General features: G+C 65.2%; 25 protein-coding genes. 11 read left to right on the plus strand and 14 right to left on the minus strand.

The window, feature by feature from the left end:
• Nucleotides 1-3 precede the first annotated feature (3 nt).
• Nucleotides 4-549, plus strand: coding sequence for a prephenate dehydratase domain-containing protein (locus IEW49_RS11110; RefSeq protein WP_188642715.1), 546 nt, complete (start codon nucleotides 4-6; stop codon nucleotides 547-549).
• Here IEW49_RS11110 and IEW49_RS11115 read toward each other — a convergent pair.
• The 5 genes from IEW49_RS11115 to dksA form a co-directional block, all read right to left on the minus strand.
• Nucleotides 546-1,334 (minus strand): tryptophan 2,3-dioxygenase, encoded by a 789-nt coding sequence (locus tag IEW49_RS11115; RefSeq protein ID WP_188642716.1) that lies wholly within the window; start codon nucleotides 1,332-1,334, stop codon nucleotides 546-548. The genes IEW49_RS11110 and IEW49_RS11115 overlap by 4 nt on opposite strands.
• 32 nt (nucleotides 1,335-1,366) lie before the next feature.
• Complete coding sequence (locus IEW49_RS11120; protein ID WP_229658175.1) at nucleotides 1,367-1,780, minus strand: DUF4112 domain-containing protein; 414 nt, start codon at nucleotides 1,778-1,780, stop codon at nucleotides 1,367-1,369.
• Nucleotides 1,781-1,785: 5 nt separating this feature from the next.
• Nucleotides 1,786-3,216, minus strand: a complete 1,431-nt coding sequence (locus IEW49_RS11125) for an ABC transporter substrate-binding protein (protein WP_188642717.1) — start codon at nucleotides 3,214-3,216, stop codon at nucleotides 1,786-1,788.
• A gap of 80 nt (nucleotides 3,217-3,296) precedes the next feature.
• A complete protein-coding gene (locus tag IEW49_RS11130; RefSeq protein WP_188642718.1) occupies nucleotides 3,297-3,656 on the minus strand; it encodes a PilZ domain-containing protein in 360 nt (119 codons plus the stop codon).
• 172 nt (nucleotides 3,657-3,828) lie between these two features.
• On the minus strand, nucleotides 3,829-4,287 hold the full coding sequence (gene dksA / locus IEW49_RS11135; protein WP_188642719.1) for an RNA polymerase-binding protein DksA: 459 nt from the start codon (nucleotides 4,285-4,287) through the stop codon (nucleotides 3,829-3,831).
• A 300-nt stretch (nucleotides 4,288-4,587) separates the two neighbouring features.
• Between dksA and IEW49_RS11140 the strand changes: the two genes are divergently transcribed.
• Nucleotides 4,588-4,926 carry an SEL1-like repeat protein gene (locus IEW49_RS11140; RefSeq protein ID WP_229658176.1) on the plus strand — a complete coding sequence of 113 codons (339 nt, stop codon included), beginning with the start codon at nucleotides 4,588-4,590 and terminating at the stop codon, nucleotides 4,924-4,926.
• 3 nt (nucleotides 4,927-4,929) lie between these two features.
• On the opposite strand, the gene IEW49_RS11145 is transcribed toward IEW49_RS11140, so the two are convergent.
• From IEW49_RS11145 to IEW49_RS11165, 5 genes are read right to left on the minus strand one after another with little or no spacing between them, the layout of a single operon-like run.
• Entirely contained in the window at nucleotides 4,930-6,066 is a 1,137-nt protein-coding gene (locus IEW49_RS11145) for a GNAT family N-acetyltransferase (protein ID WP_188642720.1), read from the minus strand.
• Nucleotides 6,053-6,796: a glycerophosphodiester phosphodiesterase family protein gene (locus tag IEW49_RS11150; RefSeq protein ID WP_188643197.1), complete on the minus strand. Its 744-nt coding sequence runs from the start codon at nucleotides 6,794-6,796 to the stop codon at nucleotides 6,053-6,055. The genes IEW49_RS11145 and IEW49_RS11150 overlap by 14 nt, the downstream gene beginning before the upstream one ends.
• 4 nt (nucleotides 6,797-6,800) lie before the next feature.
• On the minus strand, nucleotides 6,801-7,262 hold the full coding sequence (locus tag IEW49_RS11155) for a RidA family protein (protein ID WP_188642721.1): 462 nt from the start codon (nucleotides 7,260-7,262) through the stop codon (nucleotides 6,801-6,803).
• Between the two features lie 10 nt (nucleotides 7,263-7,272).
• Complete coding sequence (locus IEW49_RS11160) at nucleotides 7,273-7,908, minus strand: HAD family hydrolase (protein ID WP_188642722.1); 636 nt, start codon at nucleotides 7,906-7,908, stop codon at nucleotides 7,273-7,275.
• On the minus strand, nucleotides 7,905-8,189 hold the full coding sequence (locus tag IEW49_RS11165) for a DUF3572 family protein (RefSeq protein WP_188642723.1): 285 nt from the start codon (nucleotides 8,187-8,189) through the stop codon (nucleotides 7,905-7,907). Before IEW49_RS11165 ends, IEW49_RS11160 begins: the two co-directional genes overlap by 4 nt.
• Before the next feature lie 73 nt (nucleotides 8,190-8,262).
• Between IEW49_RS11165 and IEW49_RS11170 the strand changes: the two genes are divergently transcribed.
• The 5 genes from IEW49_RS11170 to IEW49_RS11190 all read left to right on the plus strand — a co-directional run bounded on the left by IEW49_RS11170 (nucleotide 8,263) and on the right by IEW49_RS11190 (nucleotide 11,129).
• Entirely contained in the window at nucleotides 8,263-8,628 is a 366-nt protein-coding gene (locus tag IEW49_RS11170) for a response regulator (RefSeq protein WP_188642724.1), read from the plus strand.
• Nucleotides 8,629-8,661: 33 nt separating this feature from the next.
• Complete coding sequence (locus IEW49_RS11175; RefSeq protein ID WP_188642725.1) at nucleotides 8,662-9,030, plus strand: hypothetical protein; 369 nt, start codon at nucleotides 8,662-8,664, stop codon at nucleotides 9,028-9,030.
• Between the two features lie 84 nt (nucleotides 9,031-9,114).
• Nucleotides 9,115-9,357: an acyl carrier protein gene (locus IEW49_RS11180; protein WP_188642726.1), complete on the plus strand. Its 243-nt coding sequence runs from the start codon at nucleotides 9,115-9,117 to the stop codon at nucleotides 9,355-9,357.
• A 16-nt stretch (nucleotides 9,358-9,373) separates the two neighbouring features.
• Nucleotides 9,374-10,627 carry a serine palmitoyltransferase gene (gene spt, locus IEW49_RS11185; RefSeq protein ID WP_188642727.1) on the plus strand — a complete coding sequence of 418 codons (1,254 nt, stop codon included), beginning with the start codon at nucleotides 9,374-9,376 and terminating at the stop codon, nucleotides 10,625-10,627.
• A gap of 70 nt (nucleotides 10,628-10,697) precedes the next feature.
• Nucleotides 10,698-11,129, plus strand: coding sequence for an OsmC family protein (locus IEW49_RS11190; protein ID WP_188642728.1), 432 nt, complete (start codon nucleotides 10,698-10,700; stop codon nucleotides 11,127-11,129).
• A gap of 87 nt (nucleotides 11,130-11,216) precedes the next feature.
• Here IEW49_RS11190 and IEW49_RS11195 read toward each other — a convergent pair whose 3' ends face one another.
• The 4 genes from IEW49_RS11195 to IEW49_RS11210 all read right to left on the minus strand — a co-directional run bounded on the left by IEW49_RS11195 (nucleotide 11,217) and on the right by IEW49_RS11210 (nucleotide 13,382).
• On the minus strand, nucleotides 11,217-11,894 hold the full coding sequence (locus IEW49_RS11195) for an aquaporin (protein WP_188642729.1): 678 nt from the start codon (nucleotides 11,892-11,894) through the stop codon (nucleotides 11,217-11,219).
• A 30-nt stretch (nucleotides 11,895-11,924) separates the two neighbouring features.
• Entirely contained in the window at nucleotides 11,925-12,350 is a 426-nt protein-coding gene (locus tag IEW49_RS11200; protein ID WP_188642730.1) for an ArsI/CadI family heavy metal resistance metalloenzyme, read from the minus strand.
• Nucleotides 12,347-12,676, minus strand: a complete 330-nt coding sequence (locus tag IEW49_RS11205; RefSeq protein ID WP_188642731.1) for an ArsR/SmtB family transcription factor — start codon at nucleotides 12,674-12,676, stop codon at nucleotides 12,347-12,349. The genes IEW49_RS11200 and IEW49_RS11205 overlap by 4 nt, the downstream gene beginning before the upstream one ends.
• Nucleotides 12,677-12,737: 61 nt before the next feature.
• Entirely contained in the window at nucleotides 12,738-13,382 is a 645-nt protein-coding gene (locus tag IEW49_RS11210; protein WP_229658178.1) for a YqaA family protein, read from the minus strand.
• A 99-nt stretch (nucleotides 13,383-13,481) separates the two neighbouring features.
• On the opposite strand from IEW49_RS11210, the gene IEW49_RS11215 reads away from it, so the two are divergent.
• From IEW49_RS11215 to IEW49_RS11230, 4 genes are all read left to right on the plus strand, one after another.
• Nucleotides 13,482-14,081, plus strand: a complete 600-nt coding sequence (locus tag IEW49_RS11215; RefSeq protein ID WP_188642732.1) for an SOS response-associated peptidase — start codon at nucleotides 13,482-13,484, stop codon at nucleotides 14,079-14,081.
• Nucleotides 14,082-14,234: 153 nt separating this feature from the next.
• Entirely contained in the window at nucleotides 14,235-14,852 is a 618-nt protein-coding gene (locus IEW49_RS11220) for a hypothetical protein (protein WP_188642733.1), read from the plus strand.
• 26 nt (nucleotides 14,853-14,878) lie between these two features.
• Nucleotides 14,879-16,192: a DNA-packaging protein gene (locus tag IEW49_RS11225; protein ID WP_373282526.1), complete on the plus strand. Its 1,314-nt coding sequence runs from the start codon at nucleotides 14,879-14,881 to the stop codon at nucleotides 16,190-16,192.
• A gap of 45 nt (nucleotides 16,193-16,237) precedes the next feature.
• Nucleotides 16,238-16,699 (plus strand): DUF805 domain-containing protein, encoded by a 462-nt coding sequence (locus tag IEW49_RS11230; RefSeq protein ID WP_188642735.1) that lies wholly within the window; start codon nucleotides 16,238-16,240, stop codon nucleotides 16,697-16,699.
• Nucleotides 16,700-16,825: the final 126 nt, after the last annotated feature.

Genomic DNA, 16,825 nt, shown 5'->3' on the forward strand with positions numbered 1-16,825 from the left:
GCCATGGTACGGCCACGAATCGCATATGCGGGTGTCCCGGGTGCCTATGCCGAGATCGCCTGCCATACCTTCCGCCCCGATCACGACCCTATAGGGCGACCAGGTTTCGCGGAGGCCATCGCGGCCGTCGAGGCCGGCCAGGTGGAGATGGCCGCAATCCCGACCCGCAATACCGTCGCCGGCCCGGTCCCGGGCGTCGCCGACTTGCTGGACAACCCGGCCCTGCAAGTGGTCGGCGAGAACGATCTCGACATTGCCGTGCATTGCCTCGGACTGACCGGTGTCTCGCTCGACGCGATCGACACGGTCCGCAGCCACCCCGTCGCCCTGCGTCAATGCGGCGAATTCCTCGCCAGGCACGACTGGCGCGAAATCGAGGACGTCAACACCGCCGTCGCTGCGATGACGGTACACAATTGCGACGAACGCCATTGCGCGGTCCTCGCCTCCGAGCGCACGGCGCAGCTCTACGGCCTCGAAATCCTCGTACGCGACGTTCAGGACAGGCGCGAAAACCGCACCAGCTTCGCCTTCGTCGTCCGCGCCTAGAGCACGGTGCGCACCGACAGCAGCTCGGGGAAGAACCCCTTCTGCAGCACGCTCTCCAGATAGGCGACACCGGCGGTGCCGCCGGTCCCGCGCTTGAAGCCGATGATCCGTTCCACCGTTTTCAAGTGGCCGAAGCGCCAGCGCTGAAAGTGATACTCGAGATCGACGAGCTTCTCGGCCAGCTCGTATAGCTCCCAGTATTTCTCTGGCTCGGCATAGATCGCCGCCCACGCGCTCTCGACCGCCCTGGAATTCTCGTGCGGCGCGTGGCGATCACGCTCGATCACCGCGGACGGAATTTCGAACCTGCGTGCCTTCAGCAGGGCGAGCGCGACATCGTAGAGCGACGGCTTGTCGAGTTCGGCGCGCAGCATCGCGGCCACGTCCGGCGTAGCCTCGTGCATCGTCACCATGTCGGGGTCGCGCCCGCCCATGATGAATTCCATCAGCCGGTACTGGGCCGACTGGAAACCGCTCGAATTACCCAGATGGGGACGGATCTGCGAATAGTCCGAGGGGGTCATGGTCGCCAGCACGTCCCAGCTCGAAATCAGCTGGCGCTGCGCCATTGCCACGCGGCTGAGCATCTTGAAGGCGGGGCGTAGGTGATCCTCGGCGATCAGCTCGCGCGCGGCATCGAGCTCGTGCAGACATAGCTTGAGCCACAGCTCGCTCGCCTGGTGGATGACGATGAACAGAAGCTCGTCATGCGCGTCCGATGCCGGGTGCTGCGCATTGAGAATCTTCTCGAGGTCCAAATAGGACGAATAGGTAACGTCGCTCATGGCGATGGCACTAGCGCGGTCCGCGGCACAAATCAGCCCTCGATGATGCGGCTTTCCGGATGATGCTTGTCGAGGTGCTTCTTGACGATCGCCAGGTTGCGGCTGTTCGAGCGATAGAAGAAGTCGAACGCATCGCCGACCAGCGGGACCGCCCCGAGCGTAGTATCGATGCCGACATTCAATGCCATGCGCGCCAGTTTCCACTTGGGCAGGCCAAGATTGCGGGCCTCCCACACGAGATAGGCGCTCATCGCGGCGGTGATCAGGTCGCCGGCAACGGGGATCAGCCCGGCTAGGGCGTCGATCCCGAACTTGCGGCCCCAGCCGGGAACGGTGAAGCTGCGTTCGAGGATGAACTCCAGCGCCTCGATCCGCTGGCGGATGTGATGGGGCTCGCGGCCGAGCGGCACGGCCGGCATCATGCGGGTGGGGCGTTCGCTTTCCATCACGCCTATCTGGGCTGCATTGCGATTTCCATCAAGGGATGGACGCCCAGCGCATTCGTCTGGAAGCCGTCGATTCCGCCACCGACCAGCGACCAACGCACCGGCTGGCCGAAGCTGATGAAGATCTGCTGCGCCTCGACCAGCGCGGCAGCCTCGTCGATCAGCACGGCTCGCGCGGCACGCGGATTCTCGCGTCGCGCCTCGCGCAGCAACCCGTCGACCTCCTCGATGCAGATGCGCCGGGCGAGACCGCAGCGGAAGCGATTGAGATACCATTCGACATCCGAGGACGGAGCGACCTGGTCGAGCAGGACGAGGTCTGCGGGGGCGCCAAAGCCGACCCGTTCGGTTTGGAGCCCGATAGCGGCAAAATCGCGCGCCAGCGATTCGAACAGGCGCGCGCCGCCCGGGCCACTCGGCAAGGCAATGCGGATCGGTGCGATATCGCCATGGGCGCTGCGCCACTGCGCAACGCGCGCGCTAGCCGTGCTGCGGCGTTGTACCAACGACATGTCGCGCCATTGTGCCAGCGGCAGCAACCGGCCGGTCGGCCCTTCGCGCGGCAGCATGCCCAGCCGCGCCTCCCAGTTACCGATACCGAAAGGTTCCATCAGCGCCTGGCGGTCGACCGCCATCGCCAGCGCAGCCCGATTTTCCGCCGAAGCGAGAAATCCGCCGCGATGAACGAAAGCGAGGCCGAACAGCCCGTCGACATCGTCGACCCGCAAGGCGCCGCGCGACAGGCCGGTCCGGTCGGTCAGGAGGAAATCGGCGATCGTTCCACCAAGCACGACGCGGACCTCGCCATCGGCAAATGCCTGCACCGCCTCGGTCGCCGACATCGCGGTCAATTCGATATCCCGCGCTCGCGCCTCCCAGCCGATCTCGGCGGGCAGCCCCCGCGCCTCGGGGTTGAGCGGGCTGAGAGTACCGGTACGCCCGGCGATCGAGCCGCGCATCGGCCCGGCTCCTCGCCCTTCGTGCAACAAGCCGAGTTCGGGGCGCGCGAGGGTCACCAGCAGGTCGGGCACGGGCTGGTTGAGCCGCACCTCGAGCACGCGCCCGGCCATCGCCCGCACCTCCGAAATCCGGCCGAGATCTGCACCGAGCGGCGACCCTCGCTGGCGGCGAATCGCGTCGCTCAGCGCGCGCCGTGCACTTTCGGCGTCGATCGCGGTTCCATCGGGCCAGTTCCCGTCGCGCAGGCGGAAGATGTAGCTGGTTCCGTCATCGGTCACGATCCAACGGTCCGCCAGGGCGGGGATCACCCTCCCATAGGCATCGAAGGCAACCAGCCCCTCATCCGTCGCATCGTCCCAGGCGGCAGCCGCGCGCCCCGAACCACTGCGGGCAAAGGGTTCGTCCGCATTGTCGATGATTGCGATCGGGATGCTGCCGTCGTCGCGCGCGCCGCAGCCGGACAGCAAGGCTGCCAACGGAAGAAAAAACAGGAGCAGTCGCGCGTGCATGGCACGCGTCTATCGTGAAAACCGGTGTGGCGAAATGCCGTGTGCGACTAAATCTTGCGCACCGATCCCCGGTCTTTCGCTTCGCCCACCGGGCGCGTGTAACGGGGCGCTCCCTCGCCCACCACGATCGGGGCGCGCGCGGCCTTCGGTTCGATCTCGTTGGCGAAGGCAATGCCGAAACGATTGTCCTGGACCCAGGCGACGCTGCCGTCCACCCAGCCGATATTGCGCAAGTTGACCGAGATCGATTGCCCGCGCTCGGGAACTGGGGCACCCTCGGCCATCATTCCGCCCTTCGACAGGTTGCGGACCTTCACCCGCTGGACATCGCTCTCACCGCGCAGACGAAGATCGGCCATCAGGAACAGGCTGTCCCTTTCCCGGTCTCGGTTATCGATGTCCTGCATCTGCCCAGTCTCCGTTTCGCCGATCCAGCGCATCAAGGATGGCCAAGTCGGTGTTCCGATCCGCCGCGAAGCTCCCGGAACCTTGCCGGTATACCTAGCGCACGCACCGTAAACGAGGCTTTAAGCGAACCCCTCGAAACCGTTCCGGAACGGGACAGGCTCACAAATTTCGTCACTTGTCGCGCGAGACCTTTTCGCGCCGCTCGTGCGCCTCCTGAGCTTCGAGCGACATGGTCGCGATCGGGCGCGCGGTCAGCCGTCCGAGGCCGATCGGTTCGCCCGTCACCTCGCACCAGCCATATTCGCCGTCGTCGATCCGGCGCAGCGCAGCATTGATCTTGCCGATCAGCTTGCGTTGGCGATCGCGGGTCCGGAGTTCGATTCCCCAATCGGTTTCCGACGAGGCGCGATCGTTGAGATCGGCTTCGCGGATCGGACCATCCTGCAGTTGCTGGAGCGTCCCTTCGGCGGCTTCGAGGATCGAACGCTTCCATTCGATCAGCAGCACGCGGAAGTAATCCTGCTGGCGCGCCGACATGTAATCTTCGTTTTCAGACGGCGTATAATCGGCGGGGAGCGCACGCTTGGCTCGCGCCAGAACGTCAAGATCGTCTCCAAGGGCCGTCGACATCCCATTCTCCAAATCGTCGTCGCGCCCGGTCCCCGTCCCCCCAGCGATCCCGCTCTTCGGATCGACTCTTCCGGACGGAGCCGGTCTTGGGCGGGCCTATAAAGAGCGCATCTGGACCACACAAGGCGATTGTCCTCTGGCTTCCCGAACGTGGGGTTTCGGCCACACCGCCTGATGCCCAAAACACCAATTGCGTGGCGTTAACCATTTAAGAACCATGTTCGGCGACCGTAAACGTTCATGGCGCGAAATTCGTCCCGCCACGATTGGAATTGGGGAATTCTGCAAGGGGGAAGTTCAATGGCTGTTGCCGCATTACGGGTGATCGAACCCGACAAGATCGAAGAAACACCCGACCAGCCGCTCGACCTCGCGGTTGCCCGCTTCATCGAACGCGCCTCGGACGGCGATTGCGACGCCTTGTTCGAACTCGGCGTGATCTACTCGACCGGCTCGAACGGGGTGCGTGTCGATCTCGTCGAAGCCCACAAGTGGTTCAATCTCGCCGCGCTCGGCGGAAACGACGAGGCGAAGGCCTGCCGCGCCGATATCTCCGACGAGATGACCGCACGCGAAATTGCCGATGCCCAGCGCGACGCGCGCGACTGGCTGTCGGTCACCGCGCGCCGAGTCGCCTGAAGGCTAGCTCTTCCTGAACGGCATGTGCCACGCGAGGGCCACCCGGTCCGCGCTCACCGTCTCTCGCTCGGCTTCGAGGAATTGCTCGACCGCCGCGCGAAATCCCGGATCGGCGATCCAGTGTGCCGAGACCGTTTCCACCGGTTCATAGCCGCGCAGCAGTTTATGCTGGCCCTGCGCCCCCGCCTCGACCCGCTTCAATCCGCGTGCGAGCGCCTCCTCCATCGCCTGGTAGTAGCAGACCTCGAAATGGAGGAACGGGCGGTCGACCAGCGTTCCCCAGTAACGACCGTAGAGCGCCTCGCCGTCCATCAGGTTGAGCGCACCGGCGACGGCCTTGCCGTCTTCTTCCGCCAGCACAAGCACGATCCGGTCCGCCAACGCCTCCCCGATCAGCGAGAAGGCCTCGCGGGTCAAATAGGGCGTGCCCCATTTGCGCGCACCGGTATCCTGGTAGAACATCCAGAACGCATCCCAGTGCGCCTCGGTGATCTCGCCTCCGCTTAATCGCCGGATCTTGACGCTCTGCGCCGCCTGACGCCGTTCCTTGCGAATGTTCTTGCGCTTGCGCGAGGACAGTGCGGCGAGAAATCCTTCGAAATCGCCGTAGTCGCGATCGAACCAGTGATACTGGATGTCGTGCCGCAGCATCCATCCCGCCTCGCGGAACAGGTCGCGTTGCTCGGGCGCGACAAAGGTCGCATGCGCCGACGAGATCCCGTTCTGCCGACACAAGGTCTCCGCCGCCTGCAACAGCGCGCGGCCGATTGCCGGATCGCCCGCCAGCACGCGCGGCCCGTTCACCGGAGTGAAGGGCGCGGCGATCTGAAGCTTGGGATAGTAGCGCCCGCCGGCGCGCTCATAGGCGTCGGCCCAATGATGATCGAACACGTATTCGCCCTGGCTGTGGCTCTTCAGATAGGACGGCAAGGCGCCCAGCAGCGTCCCGTCGGCGGACTCGGCCGCTATCGGTAGCGGATCCCAACCTGTCCCCTTTCCCACGCTGCCCGATTGCTCGAGCGCGGCGAGGAAGGCGTAGCCGACGAACGGGTTGTCGCCGGCGAGCGAATCCCATTCGGGTGCCCCGAATTCGGCGACGCCGGGCGCGGTGCGGAAAGTTATCTGGTCAGCCGAATCCATGCCCTTCGGCAATCGGCGCATCGGCATATCGTTCCGCGCGGGCCCGTTGCTCTTCGGTCCGGACGGTCCAGGTCGCAACCGGTCGGCCCTTGCGGCGCTGGGCGGCAGCGAGTCGGCTCGGCAGGTCGCGTACGTCCCAGGCGAGGAAATCGGGCTGCGCGTGGCGGATCGCGAGCGAACGCCGGATCCGGCCCGGGAGTGCCTTGTCGTCCTGTTCGCTGACGACCAGCCCACGCAGTGTGGTGGGAGAATGCGCGGCAAACCAATGTGCAACGCGCGGGTCGAAGCTCATCACCCCGTGCGCACCGCGATAGCCTTCGAGTGCGCGGCGGATCGCAAGGCAATGCGCCGATACTCGCGCATCCTTGCGCGACTTGACCTCGATCAGCAGCGGCACCCGGCCCGCGACAAGCTCGAGCAAGTCGGCGAGTGTCGGGATACGCTGCTGCTCGCCGCCCTTCAGCGCGATCCTGGCCAGGCTGCGCGCATCGCGCTTTGCCACCGGCCCTTCTTCATCGGTCAGCCGGTCGAGCTCCCAGTCGTGGAACACCATCGGCGTGCCGTCGCGCGCACGCTGGACGTCGCATTCGATCCCGTGGCCGGCTTCGATCGCGGCAGAGAAAGCGGCCAGCGAGTTCTCAGGCACCCCGCGCCCATGCAGCCCGCGATGCGCGAAACGCGTGTTCGCGATCCACGCGACCCGTTGCGGGATGTCGCGCGATCCGAACAGCGGCTCAGCCTTCCGAAACGGCGACGATCGCGTCGACCTCGACCGCCGCCCCCAATGGCAGCACCGGAACGCCGACCGCGCTGCGCGAATGGCGGCCGATCTCGTCGAACACGTCGAACATCAGGTCCGAGGCGCCGTTCACGACCTTGGGCTGGTCGGTGAAATCGGCGGTCGAATTGACGAAACCGCCTAGCTTGATCACCCGTTCCACCCGATCGAGCGAGCCGAGCGCGGCTTCGAGCTGGGCGAGGATCATCAGCCCGCAGGCGCGTGCCGCCTCGACCCCGCGATCGAGGCCGACATCGTCGCCCAATCTCCCTGTCACCAACTCGCCATTGAGAAACGGCAGCTGGCCCGAAACATAGGCCATGCCGCCATGGATCACGACCGGTTGGTAGGATGCGACCGGGGCCGCGGGACGGGGGAGTTCGATCCCCCGGGCTTTCAATCGTTCGGAAATGCTCATGGGCCGCGTCCTACAACCGCGCGAGCAGCCATGGAAGGGCCTCGTCCCAGCGATCGATCCGCGCATGGGCGTGGCCGGCCTCGAACGCGCAATCGATATGCGGCGCGAGCTCGGGTTCGCCGCACAGGTGCAGGCGGATGCTGTCGGGATATTCCTCCGCCGCCGAGGCATGGTGCTGCGGCAGGTCGTCGATGAAAGCGACGCGACCGGGTGCATGCTCCTCCACGATCCGCCGGATCGCCGCGCCCTTAGGGCCTTGGTTGGTATAGACCTCGACATGGAGGCCATGGCCCGCGAGCTGCGCCCTGCGCGCCTCGGCGCGGTGATCGAGCAAATTGGTGAGGATCACTACGTCGGCTCGCTCGGCCAGCGCGTGCATCGCCTCGATCGCACCCGAAATCGGCTCCTGGCGCTCCATCTCGGTGTCGAAGAACGCGCCCAGCAGCCGCCAGATATCCTCCCGATCGACGACCTCGCCACTCGCCTGGTGGCGCAGCGCATCGGTGAAATCGTTCTGCATCACGAAATCGATATCGTGCTCCGCATCGAGCCATTGCCGGAACGGCGCGATCATGTGCAGCAGCACCTCGTCGCAATCGCAGATCACGAGCGGACGCGCTTCGCCCCCATTTACGCTGGCGGTCATCGTGCCAGCTCCGCGCGCGCCGCGGCGAGCCGTTCGGGACTTACCCCCGCCGCGTCGGCCGCGCCGATCAAATCGGCCTCGTGCGCGGCGAGGAAATCGAGCACCGCGAGCTGGGTAGCGGCATCGTCGAGCCCCGAACGAAGCGCATCGGGGGTCAGCCCGGTCAGCGACAGCAGGCGCTCGGCGCGGCGATCTTCGGACAGGATCCAGACCAGCGCGCGCAGTGCCAGGTCGCTCGCTTCACCGGGCTCGAATAGTGTCTCTCGTCTGGACAGGCTCATCGGTCCTCATTGCAAATTGGGTTAAATTTCGGTCTACGGAATCCCAGCCCAAACCGGGCGAAGGGGCCTATCCGTGTCAAAGCGCATCCTCGTTGTCGAGGACAACGATCTCAACCGCCGACTGTTCTGCGACGTGCTCAAATCGCGTTCCTACGAGGTCGAGCCCTGCGCGGACGGTGAACAAGCGCTCATGCGGGCCCGCGAGTTCCGGCCCGACCTCATTATCATGGATATCCAGCTCCCCAACGTCTCGGGCCTCGACCTGATCGAGGAAGCCTCGCACGAAGAAGGCCTGCGCGATATCCCGGTCCTCGCCGTTACCGCCTATGCCGGTTCGGGAGACGAGGACCGGATCCGCCAGGCCGGCGCCAAGGGCTACCTCGCCAAGCCGGTCTCGATCCGGCCCTTCATGGAAGCCGTCAGCAAGCTGGTCGATTGATCGAAACGGGAATTTTCGCGCGATCGCTGATCGATGAAAAACATACGCGATCTCTATTGGCTTTTGCGGCATGATTGGAAGGTTCATTATTTCCTTCCGGCTTTGCTCATATTTCCGGTGCTCGTATTTTTTTCGCGGGACCCGTTCCTGACCTACTACGAACCTGGCGAACCCTTGGATGCCACAATCACGTCCATGGGCGTAGGAAGCAATCGATTTCAGGGCCGGACGCCGGGCTATCGCGTTTCGGCAAGAACCGAGGAGGGAATCCGCGGTTCGACCATTGTTCTATCGAAAAAAGTGGAGGGCTGCGAAGTCGGGGATCATATTCGCGCCGAGAAGGTCGGGATGAAACTGTACCTCAAGCCCGCGCCTTGCGACGAAGCAAGCGCGGTCGATTGAGCCCGACCGGCACCTCCACAAACTTGACAGCGCGACGCGAAACCCGTCTTGCGGGCGCTTGTCATTCCACAAGGAGGGCCACGCATGGACCGCGCCGAAGTCGATAGCCGAATCCGCTCGCTGATCGAGCCGTTCAACAAGAAGGGCGTGACGATCACCGACGACACCACCTTCGCCGGCGATCTCGAATTCGACAGCCTGACGGTGATGGATTTCGTCGCCGCGATCGAGGACGAATTCGACATCATCATCTCGATGAACCAGCAGGCCGAGATCGAGAAATACGGCCAGTTGGTCGACGCCGTGTGCAAGCTCGCCGACGATTGAGCCCCGGGACGATATCATGAGCGAAGGCATCAGCCAGCCGGACCAGCCCGAGCCGCATCCGGGTGAAGGCAAGGACCTGTTCTCTAAGTTCGACAGCCTGATCGGCCAGCGTCAGGCGCTGCTCGATTCGGGACTCGAGGATCCGTTCAACCTGGTGATGGAAAAGGTGCTCTCGCCGACCCGGGCGATCTGCAACGGACGCGAGACGATCCTGCTCGGCACGTACAATTATATGGGCATGACCTTCGATCCGGAAGTCGTCGCGGCGGGGCAGAAGGCGCTCGCCGATTTCGGTTCGGGCACCACCGGTAGCCGCGTGCTCAACGGCACCTACCAGGGCCATCGCGAGTGCGAGGACGCGCTGCGCGAATTCTACGGCATGGACCACGCGATGGTCTTCTCGACCGGCTACCAAGCCAATCTCGGGATAATCTCGACGATCGCCGGCAAGGGCGATTACGTCGTGCTCGACATCGATAGCCACGCTTCGATCTGGGATGGCTGCGCGCTGGGCAATGCCGAGATCGTGCCGTTCAAGCACAACGATATGGAGGCGATGGAAAAGCGCCTCCGTCGCATTCCCGAAGAGGCCGGCAAACTGGTCGTGCTCGAAGGCGTCTACTCGATGCTCGGCGATATCGCGCCGTTAAAGGAAATGGTCGCGGTGGCGAAGAAATACGGCGCGATGGTGCTGGTCGACGAGGCGCATTCGATGGGCTTCATCGGCGAGAATGGGCGCGGCGTGGTCGAGACTGCGGGCGTGATCGACGACGTCGACTTCATCATCGGTACGTTCTCGAAGAGCGTCGGCACGGTCGGCGGATTCTGCGTCTCGAACCACCCGAAGTTCGAGATCATGCGGCTGGTCTGCCGCCCTTACGTCTTCACCGCCAGCCTGCCGCCGAGCGTGGTCGCCACCGCCGCGACCTCGATCCGCAAGCTGATGCACGGCTCGAACAAGCGTGCGCACCTGTGGGAAAATTCGCGCACGCTCCATGCCGGGCTCAAGGAACTGGGTTTCCAGCTGGGCACCGATACGCCCGAAAGCGCGATCATCGCGGTGATCATGCCCGATCTGGAGCGCGGTGCGGCGATGTGGGAAGCGCTGCTGAAGGAAGGGCTCTATGTCAATCTCGCCCGCCCGCCGGCGACGCCTGCGAACATGACGCTGCTGCGCTGCTCGCTCTGTGCCGAGCATTCGAGCGAACAGGTCGAGACGATCCTCGACATGTTCGAACGCGCCGGCAAGGCGACCGGGATCATCGGCTGAAGCGAAGCTGGGCGGAACGCGCCGCACGGTCCGCGCGTCTCTCCGGTACAACCAACCGGAGAACGAATCCATGCAGACCACCAATTCCGCCACCGCCAAATACGAAGGTCTCGGCAAGGAAGGAAAGGGCCACGTGTCGACCGCGTCGGGCGCGCTCGCCGCGCAGCCCTACGGCTTCCAGACCCGGTTCGAGGACGCGCCCGGGACCAATCCCGAAGAGCTGATCGCCGCCGCGCATGCCAGCTGCTTCACCATGGCGCTGTCGTTCAAGCTCGCAGAGGCCGGACACGCGGACGGCACGGTGACGACCAGCGCCGAAGTGACGCTCGAAAAGCAGGACGGGGGCTTCACCGTCACCAAGTCGGCGCTCTCGACCAAGGGCAAGGTCCCGGGCCTCGAACGCGCGAAGTTCGAGGAGCTGGCCGCCGACGCCAAGGCCAATTGCCCGATCTCCAAACTGCTCGACGCGGAAATCACGCTCGAGACCAAGTTCGAGGGCTGAGCGGCCGGCTGGGCCGCAGGGCATCGTGGCCGACAGGGACGGTACGCTCTTCGTCCTCGACCGAGATTGCGAGCTTTTCCGCGTCGATCAGGCCTCGGCTGGATCGCGCGCCAGCATCCATCCCGCCAGCGCGACTGCCACCAGCGTACCGAGCAACTGGGCGGCGACGAATAGAGGAACGTTTGCCGGCGCGATGCCGGCGAAGCTGTCGCTGAGCGAGCGGATCACCGTGATCGCGGGGTTGGCGAAGCTGGTCGAGGACGTGAACCAATACGCGGCCGTTATGTAGAGCGCCACCGATGCGGGGATCGATTCTGGTCGGTAGCGAAGGCACAGCAGGATCGTCAGCACCAGGCCGAAGGTGGCGATCCCCTCGCCCGTCCATTGCCCGATGCCGGCGCGCGCCTTGGTCGAGAATTGCAGGATCGGCTGGTCGAACATCAGGTGGACCGCGGCGACGGCGATCGCGCCCGCGGCAAGCTGGGCGAGGATGTAAGGTGCGACCTCGCGCCACGGGAGTGCGCGGCGCAGCGCGAAGGCGAGCGTCACCGCCGGGTTGAAATGCGCGCCCGAGACCGGCCCCAGCATCGCGATGATGACGTAGAGGATCGCGCCGGTGGCGATCGTGTTGGCGAGCAGCGCCAGCGCGACGTTCCCGCCCGCCAGCTGCTCGGCCATGATGCCCGAGCCGATCACCCCTGCGAAGAGGAAGAAGCTGCCGATCGCTTCGGCCGTCAGGCGACGCGCGAGATCGTGTCCAGGCATGTCGGTAGGTTCGCTCGGGATGGCGATCGGTTACGGCGCCGCCCGGATCGGTTCCGGATTGAGGGGCGCTGCCATGGCCGGATTGCCATAGGTCGTTTCCGCGCCGCTGGTGTGGAAGGCTTCCCACTGGACCCCGTCGGGATCGGCAATCCAGCTCTTTTCGCTGCGGGCATAGCAGCAGGTCGTGCACCCTTCCTCGAGCACCGGGCGCTGGGCCCGTTCGAGCCGGGCATACACCTCTTGCAGTTCTTCGGGACTTTCCGCCTCGATCCCGAGATGTTCGATCCCGAGTGCGGCATGCTCGTGCGAGATCGCGAAATTGACCCGCGGATCGTCGAGCATCCACTTGGCGTAATCGGGCTTGCGGACGGTCGGCGCGGCAGCGAACAGCGCGCTGTAGAATGCGATCGACGCGTCGAGATCGGCGACCCCGACATGGATATGCATACGTGTCATCGGCAGTGCTCCTGGTCGTTGCGCTGGGCCGGGTCGCATGGAGCGCCCTCGCAGCAATTCTCGGTGAGGAAACCCATCAAGCCGTCCATCGCCGCGTAGTCGGCGGCGTAGATCAGCGAGCGGCCGTCGCGCCGCTGGCTGACCAGACCGGCCTGTTGCAACTGTGCGAGATGGAAGGAGAGCGAGGAATTGGGCAGGTCGAGCGTCCGCGCGATCGCCCCGGCCGCCATGCCGTCCTGCCCGCAGCGCACCAGCAGGCGGAACACCGCGAGGCGGTGATCGTGGGCGAGCGCGGACAGGGCTGCAATGGCGTCATCGGACTTCATTTCGACATTTATCGAACTATCGCTCGCGCGATGCAAGCATTATTTCGAGTATTGTCGAAATTTATGCCACGCGCACCTCGGTCGCGGCCTCGCACTTGTCGGCGACATCCTCGTCGCTGCTGCTGAACTGGGTCAGCGCGATGAAGCCGCCCACGACGAGCACGACGAACAACGTGGTCATCGTGCCGAGATACTTGTCGATCACGCGCTTGATCGGCGCGCCGAAGACGCGGAACAGCACGCCCACGGTCATGAAGATTAGCGCCCGCGCGGCGAGGCTGGAGAGCACGAAGGTGACGAGGTTCATGCCGACGAAGCCCGCGGTGATCGTCAGCAGCTTGAACGGCACCGGGGTCGCCCCCGCGATCACGATCGCCTGCCAGTCGTATTCGCGCAGGTAGCAGGCCGCGACGGGGAAGCTCTCGGTCAGCCCGAGTACGCCGATCAGCCACGCCCCGACGCTGTCGTAGAGCCCCCACCCGATCGCGTAGCCGAGCAGCGCGCCGGCGACCGAGGCGAGCGTCGCGACGAGTGCGAAGCGGATCGCCTTCTTCGGCTCGGCAAGGCACATCAGCCCGAGCAGCGGGTGCGGCGGGATCGGGAAGAAGCTCGCCTCGATGAAGCAGAAGAACGCGAGCCACCACACCGCAGCCGGATGCGCGGCCTTGTCCATCGTCCATTCGTAGAGGGCGCGCAGCCATTTCATATTGTCGATCCCGTCGGTTAGGTCGGCGCGGCTTTATGCGTTGCGCATCCGGCGCGAAAGGGCTTTGTCGGGCGAAAGCCAAGGGAGGGTCCTTCGACGATGTGCAATCTCTATCGCATGACCAAGGCCGCCAGCGAGGTCGCGCGCCTGTTCGACCGCGAGCTCGGACAGGTCGGCAATGCGGGGGGCGAGGTCTATCCCGGCTACCCGGCGATGGTGGTGACTGACCAGGTCGAGGCGATGCACTGGGGCTTCCCGCTGGTGCAGAAGAGCAAGCGCACCGGCGAACCATTGAAACCGCGCCCGGTCAACAACACCCGCACCGACAAGCTGGCGAGCCCGTTCTGGAGCGCGAGCTTCCGCGAACGGCGCTGCCTGATCCCGGTCTCCGCCTGGGCCGAGGCCGAGGGTGCAAAGGGCGCCAAGACCCGCACCTGGCTGTCGCTGCCCGACGCCGAGCTGTTCGCCTGCGCCGGGATCTGGCGCGACACCGCCGAATGGGGCCGGGCGTTCAGCATGGTGATGACCGATGCCAGCGAGGCGTCGGCCGAAGTGCACGATCGGATGCCGGTGATCGTGGCCCGCGAGAACTGGGCCACCTGGCTGTCCGCGCCGGCCGACGACGCGCGGGCCCTGTGCGTGCCGTGGGCGGGCGACCTCGCGATCGAACGGACCGAGCAGAAATGGACGCGCAGCTGACCGGCGCGAACCTATTTGGTTTTTCTTCTTGACATCGTCACGCTGTTTAGGTACATATACGGAACATCGCGATAAACCGATTCGGGCCGCCGGCATCCTGCCGCTGCGGCCTTTTTCGTATCGCGCTGATCGATCGGACGGCGGGTGGGGACGATGACCGAAAAACAGCGAAACATCCTCCTATGGGAAGAGCCGTTCCTGGCCGCGCTCGCACGCTGGGGCAATATCGGCCGCGCGGCCAAGGCTGCCGGGATCACCAAGAGCCCCGCCTATCGCATTCGCAAGCGCGATCCCGAATTCGCGCGGCGCTGGGACGCCGCGCTGCGCGACGCGGGAGCGGCGAAATGCCGGGCCGCGAAACAGGGCGAAGTCCTGCCGATGGCCTATCACTGGGAACGCGATTTCATGCAGGCGCTGGCCGAAACCTCCAACGTCTCCGCCGCCGCCGCGCGCGCCATGGTATCGACCCGCGAAGTCTACGACGAGCGCCGCAGGAACACCGCCTTCGCCGCCAAGTGGCGCGCGGCGCTCTACGAAGGCTACTGCAACCTCGAGATGGAGGTGCTCGGCTATCTGCGCGATCCGGCGCCGAAGCGGAAGATGGATGTCGCCAACGCGCTCCGCCTGCTCGCCGCGCACAAGGAATCGATCGCGAAGGAAGGCGCGCAGCGCGCCAATGTCAGCGCCGCCGAAGTGCGTGCCTCGATCGAGCGCCGGGTGCAGAAATTGCGCGAGCAGATCGCCGCGCGACGGGAGCGCGAGGCCGGATGACCGATGATCGCAAGCCGGTGACGGACATGACCCGGACCGAGATCTTCGACGAAGCGACCCCGGAGATGCGGACCGAATTCGCCGAGGATTTGAAGCAGGACGCCAGGAATGTCTTCGACGACGACTTCAAGAATGACGCCCATCCGGGGCAGGAGGCGCCCGGAGGCGACTGGCGCAACTGGGTGATCATGGCCGGGCGCGGGTTCGGCAAGACCCGTGCGGGTGCCGAATGGGTTCGCTCGATAACCGACACGAACCAAAATGCGAAGATCGCGCTGATCGCGGCGAGCCTCGGCGAAGCGCGTTCGGTGATGGTCGAGGGCGAGAGCGGCATCATGTCGGTCTTTCCGCCCGAAAGCACGCCGGTCTACGAAGCCTCGCTGCGGCGGATAAGCTTCCGCAACGGCGCCGAGGCGACGCTCTACTCGGCCGCCGAGCCCGAGAGTTTGCGAGGCCCCCAGCATAGCCATGCGTGGTGTGACGAGCTGGCAAAATGGAACAACAGCCACCGGCGCGCCGAGCGGACATGGGACAACCTCCAGCTCGGGCTGAGGCTGGGCGAGAAACAGCAGGTGCTCGCCACCACCACGCCGCGTCCCGTCCCGCTGCTGCAACGCCTGCTGGCGAGCGAGGGCACGGTGGTGACGCGCGGTGCGACCGCCGACAATTGGCGCAACCTTCCGCTCGCCTTCATGGCGGCGATGGACCGCGAATACGGCGATACCGCGCTTGGGCGGCAGGAGCTCGAGGGCGAATTGCTCGACGAGGTCGAAGGCGCGCTGTGGAGCCGCGCGCTGCTGGAGCGGTGTCGCGTCGCGGCGGACGATGCCGCGCCACTACGCATCGTGATCGCGGTCGATCCGCCCGCCTCCGCCACCGGCGACGCGTGCGGGATCGTGGTCGCCGGGCTGTTGGCGGACGGCACCGCGCGCGTGCTCGCCGATTGCTCGGTCGAAAGGGCGTCGCCCGAGAGCTGGGCGCGCGCGGTGGCGACAGCGGCACGCGAATGGGAGGCCGACCGTGTGGTCGCCGAAGCCAACCAGGGCGGCGCGATGGTCGCCAGCGTGCTGCGCGCGGCGGAGCTATCGTTGCCGCTCAAGCTGGTCCACGCGACCCGCGGCAAGTCGGCGCGAGCGGAACCTGTCGCCGCGCTCTACGAGGCGGGCCGCGTGAGCCATGCGGGCCTTTTCGCAAGGCTCGAGGACCAGCTCTGCGGGTTGATGGCGGGCGGCGGCTACGAGGGCCCCGGCCCCTCCCCCGACCGCGCAGACGCGCTGGTCTGGGCGCTGACCGAGCTGATGCTAAAGGGGCGCGGGAGACCACGGATCAGCGGGTTGTAAGATTATCCTGATCGTGTGTAGATCGCGATCGTTGGAGCGCAGATCATGACTTACGATCCCAAGAAAGAATATGCGCGGCATCTCAAACGAATTGCCAGCGAACTACTCGTTTTTCGCGGGCGCTCGCAGCGGACGGAACTGGTTCTCTTTTTCATAATGATCATGCTGGTTGATGTCGTCGCCTCGATGACAGTGAGCGAACGGCTGTGGCAGCTCGAATTTGCAGTGGCGCTGCTAATGATGCCGTTGCTGGCGCGACGGCTGCATGACTTCAATCGTAGCGGCTGGTTCTCCGTGATCGTGCCGGCAATAGCCGGAATGAATGCCTGGGCTTACTGGCAGTTCGATGCCGGAACTTTGCCGATACCTGAACTCGATTTTCCCTACAGCTTTGCTCGAGGTCTGCTTGTTCTCGCGTTCTGGGTCATTGTTGTCTGGCCGGGAACGAAAGGTGCAAACCGTTTCGGCCCTGACCCGCGCACCGGGGAGGCATCGCCATCAACCTAGGGGCAGCGGACTGGCGCTCGCCGAGGCAAACAGAACTGGTCCGGGCCGCTCCTCCGACGGCGCCTACGCGCTCGTCTGGGCGCTGGTCGAACTGATACTACGGGGGGCGGGGAGACCGCGAGTGAG

Origin of the sequence: Pseudoblastomonas marina (assembly GCF_014641655.1) — a bacterium.
Lineage (GTDB): Bacteria > Pseudomonadota > Alphaproteobacteria > Sphingomonadales > Sphingomonadaceae > Alteriqipengyuania_A > Alteriqipengyuania_A marina.

What these genes read in the sequence shown, in the direction of transcription:
- spt (WP_188642727.1), top strand. Translation starts at nt 9,374, where the DNA reads ATGAGCGAAGGCATCAGCCAGCCGGACCAGCCCGAGCCGCATCCGGGT.
- IEW49_RS11215 (WP_188642732.1), top strand. Translation starts at nt 13,482, where the DNA reads ATGTGCAATCTCTATCGCATGACCAAGGCCGCCAGCGAGGTCGCGCGC.
- IEW49_RS11205 (WP_188642731.1), bottom strand. Translation starts at nt 12,676, where the DNA reads ATGAAGTCCGATGACGCCATTGCAGCCCTGTCCGCGCTCGCCCACGAT.
- IEW49_RS11200 (WP_188642730.1), bottom strand. Translation starts at nt 12,350, where the DNA reads ATGACACGTATGCATATCCATGTCGGGGTCGCCGATCTCGACGCGTCG.
- IEW49_RS11120 (WP_229658175.1), bottom strand. Translation starts at nt 1,780, where the DNA reads ATGGAAAGCGAACGCCCCACCCGCATGATGCCGGCCGTGCCGCTCGGC.
- dksA (WP_188642719.1), bottom strand. Translation starts at nt 4,287, where the DNA reads ATGTCGACGGCCCTTGGAGACGATCTTGACGTTCTGGCGCGAGCCAAG.
- IEW49_RS11195 (WP_188642729.1), bottom strand. Translation starts at nt 11,894, where the DNA reads ATGCCTGGACACGATCTCGCGCGTCGCCTGACGGCCGAAGCGATCGGC.
- IEW49_RS11110 (WP_188642715.1), top strand. Translation starts at nt 4, where the DNA reads ATGGTACGGCCACGAATCGCATATGCGGGTGTCCCGGGTGCCTATGCC.
- IEW49_RS11145 (WP_188642720.1), bottom strand. Translation starts at nt 6,066, where the DNA reads ATGGATTCGGCTGACCAGATAACTTTCCGCACCGCGCCCGGCGTCGCC.
- IEW49_RS11115 (WP_188642716.1), bottom strand. Translation starts at nt 1,334, where the DNA reads ATGAGCGACGTTACCTATTCGTCCTATTTGGACCTCGAGAAGATTCTC.
- IEW49_RS11220 (WP_188642733.1), top strand. Translation starts at nt 14,235, where the DNA reads ATGACCGAAAAACAGCGAAACATCCTCCTATGGGAAGAGCCGTTCCTG.
- IEW49_RS11210 (WP_229658178.1), bottom strand. Translation starts at nt 13,382, where the DNA reads ATGAAATGGCTGCGCGCCCTCTACGAATGGACGATGGACAAGGCCGCG.
- IEW49_RS11190 (WP_188642728.1), top strand. Translation starts at nt 10,698, where the DNA reads ATGCAGACCACCAATTCCGCCACCGCCAAATACGAAGGTCTCGGCAAG.
- IEW49_RS11140 (WP_229658176.1), top strand. Translation starts at nt 4,588, where the DNA reads ATGGCTGTTGCCGCATTACGGGTGATCGAACCCGACAAGATCGAAGAA.
- IEW49_RS11155 (WP_188642721.1), bottom strand. Translation starts at nt 7,262, where the DNA reads ATGAGCATTTCCGAACGATTGAAAGCCCGGGGGATCGAACTCCCCCGT.
- IEW49_RS11180 (WP_188642726.1), top strand. Translation starts at nt 9,115, where the DNA reads ATGGACCGCGCCGAAGTCGATAGCCGAATCCGCTCGCTGATCGAGCCG.
- IEW49_RS11160 (WP_188642722.1), bottom strand. Translation starts at nt 7,908, where the DNA reads ATGACCGCCAGCGTAAATGGGGGCGAAGCGCGTCCGCTCGTGATCTGC.
- IEW49_RS11175 (WP_188642725.1), top strand. Translation starts at nt 8,662, where the DNA reads ATGAAAAACATACGCGATCTCTATTGGCTTTTGCGGCATGATTGGAAG.
- IEW49_RS11130 (WP_188642718.1), bottom strand. Translation starts at nt 3,656, where the DNA reads ATGCAGGACATCGATAACCGAGACCGGGAAAGGGACAGCCTGTTCCTG.
- IEW49_RS11225 (WP_373282526.1), top strand. Translation starts at nt 14,879, where the DNA reads ATGACCCGGACCGAGATCTTCGACGAAGCGACCCCGGAGATGCGGACC.
- IEW49_RS11230 (WP_188642735.1), top strand. Translation starts at nt 16,238, where the DNA reads ATGACTTACGATCCCAAGAAAGAATATGCGCGGCATCTCAAACGAATT.
- IEW49_RS11165 (WP_188642723.1), bottom strand. Translation starts at nt 8,189, where the DNA reads ATGAGCCTGTCCAGACGAGAGACACTATTCGAGCCCGGTGAAGCGAGC.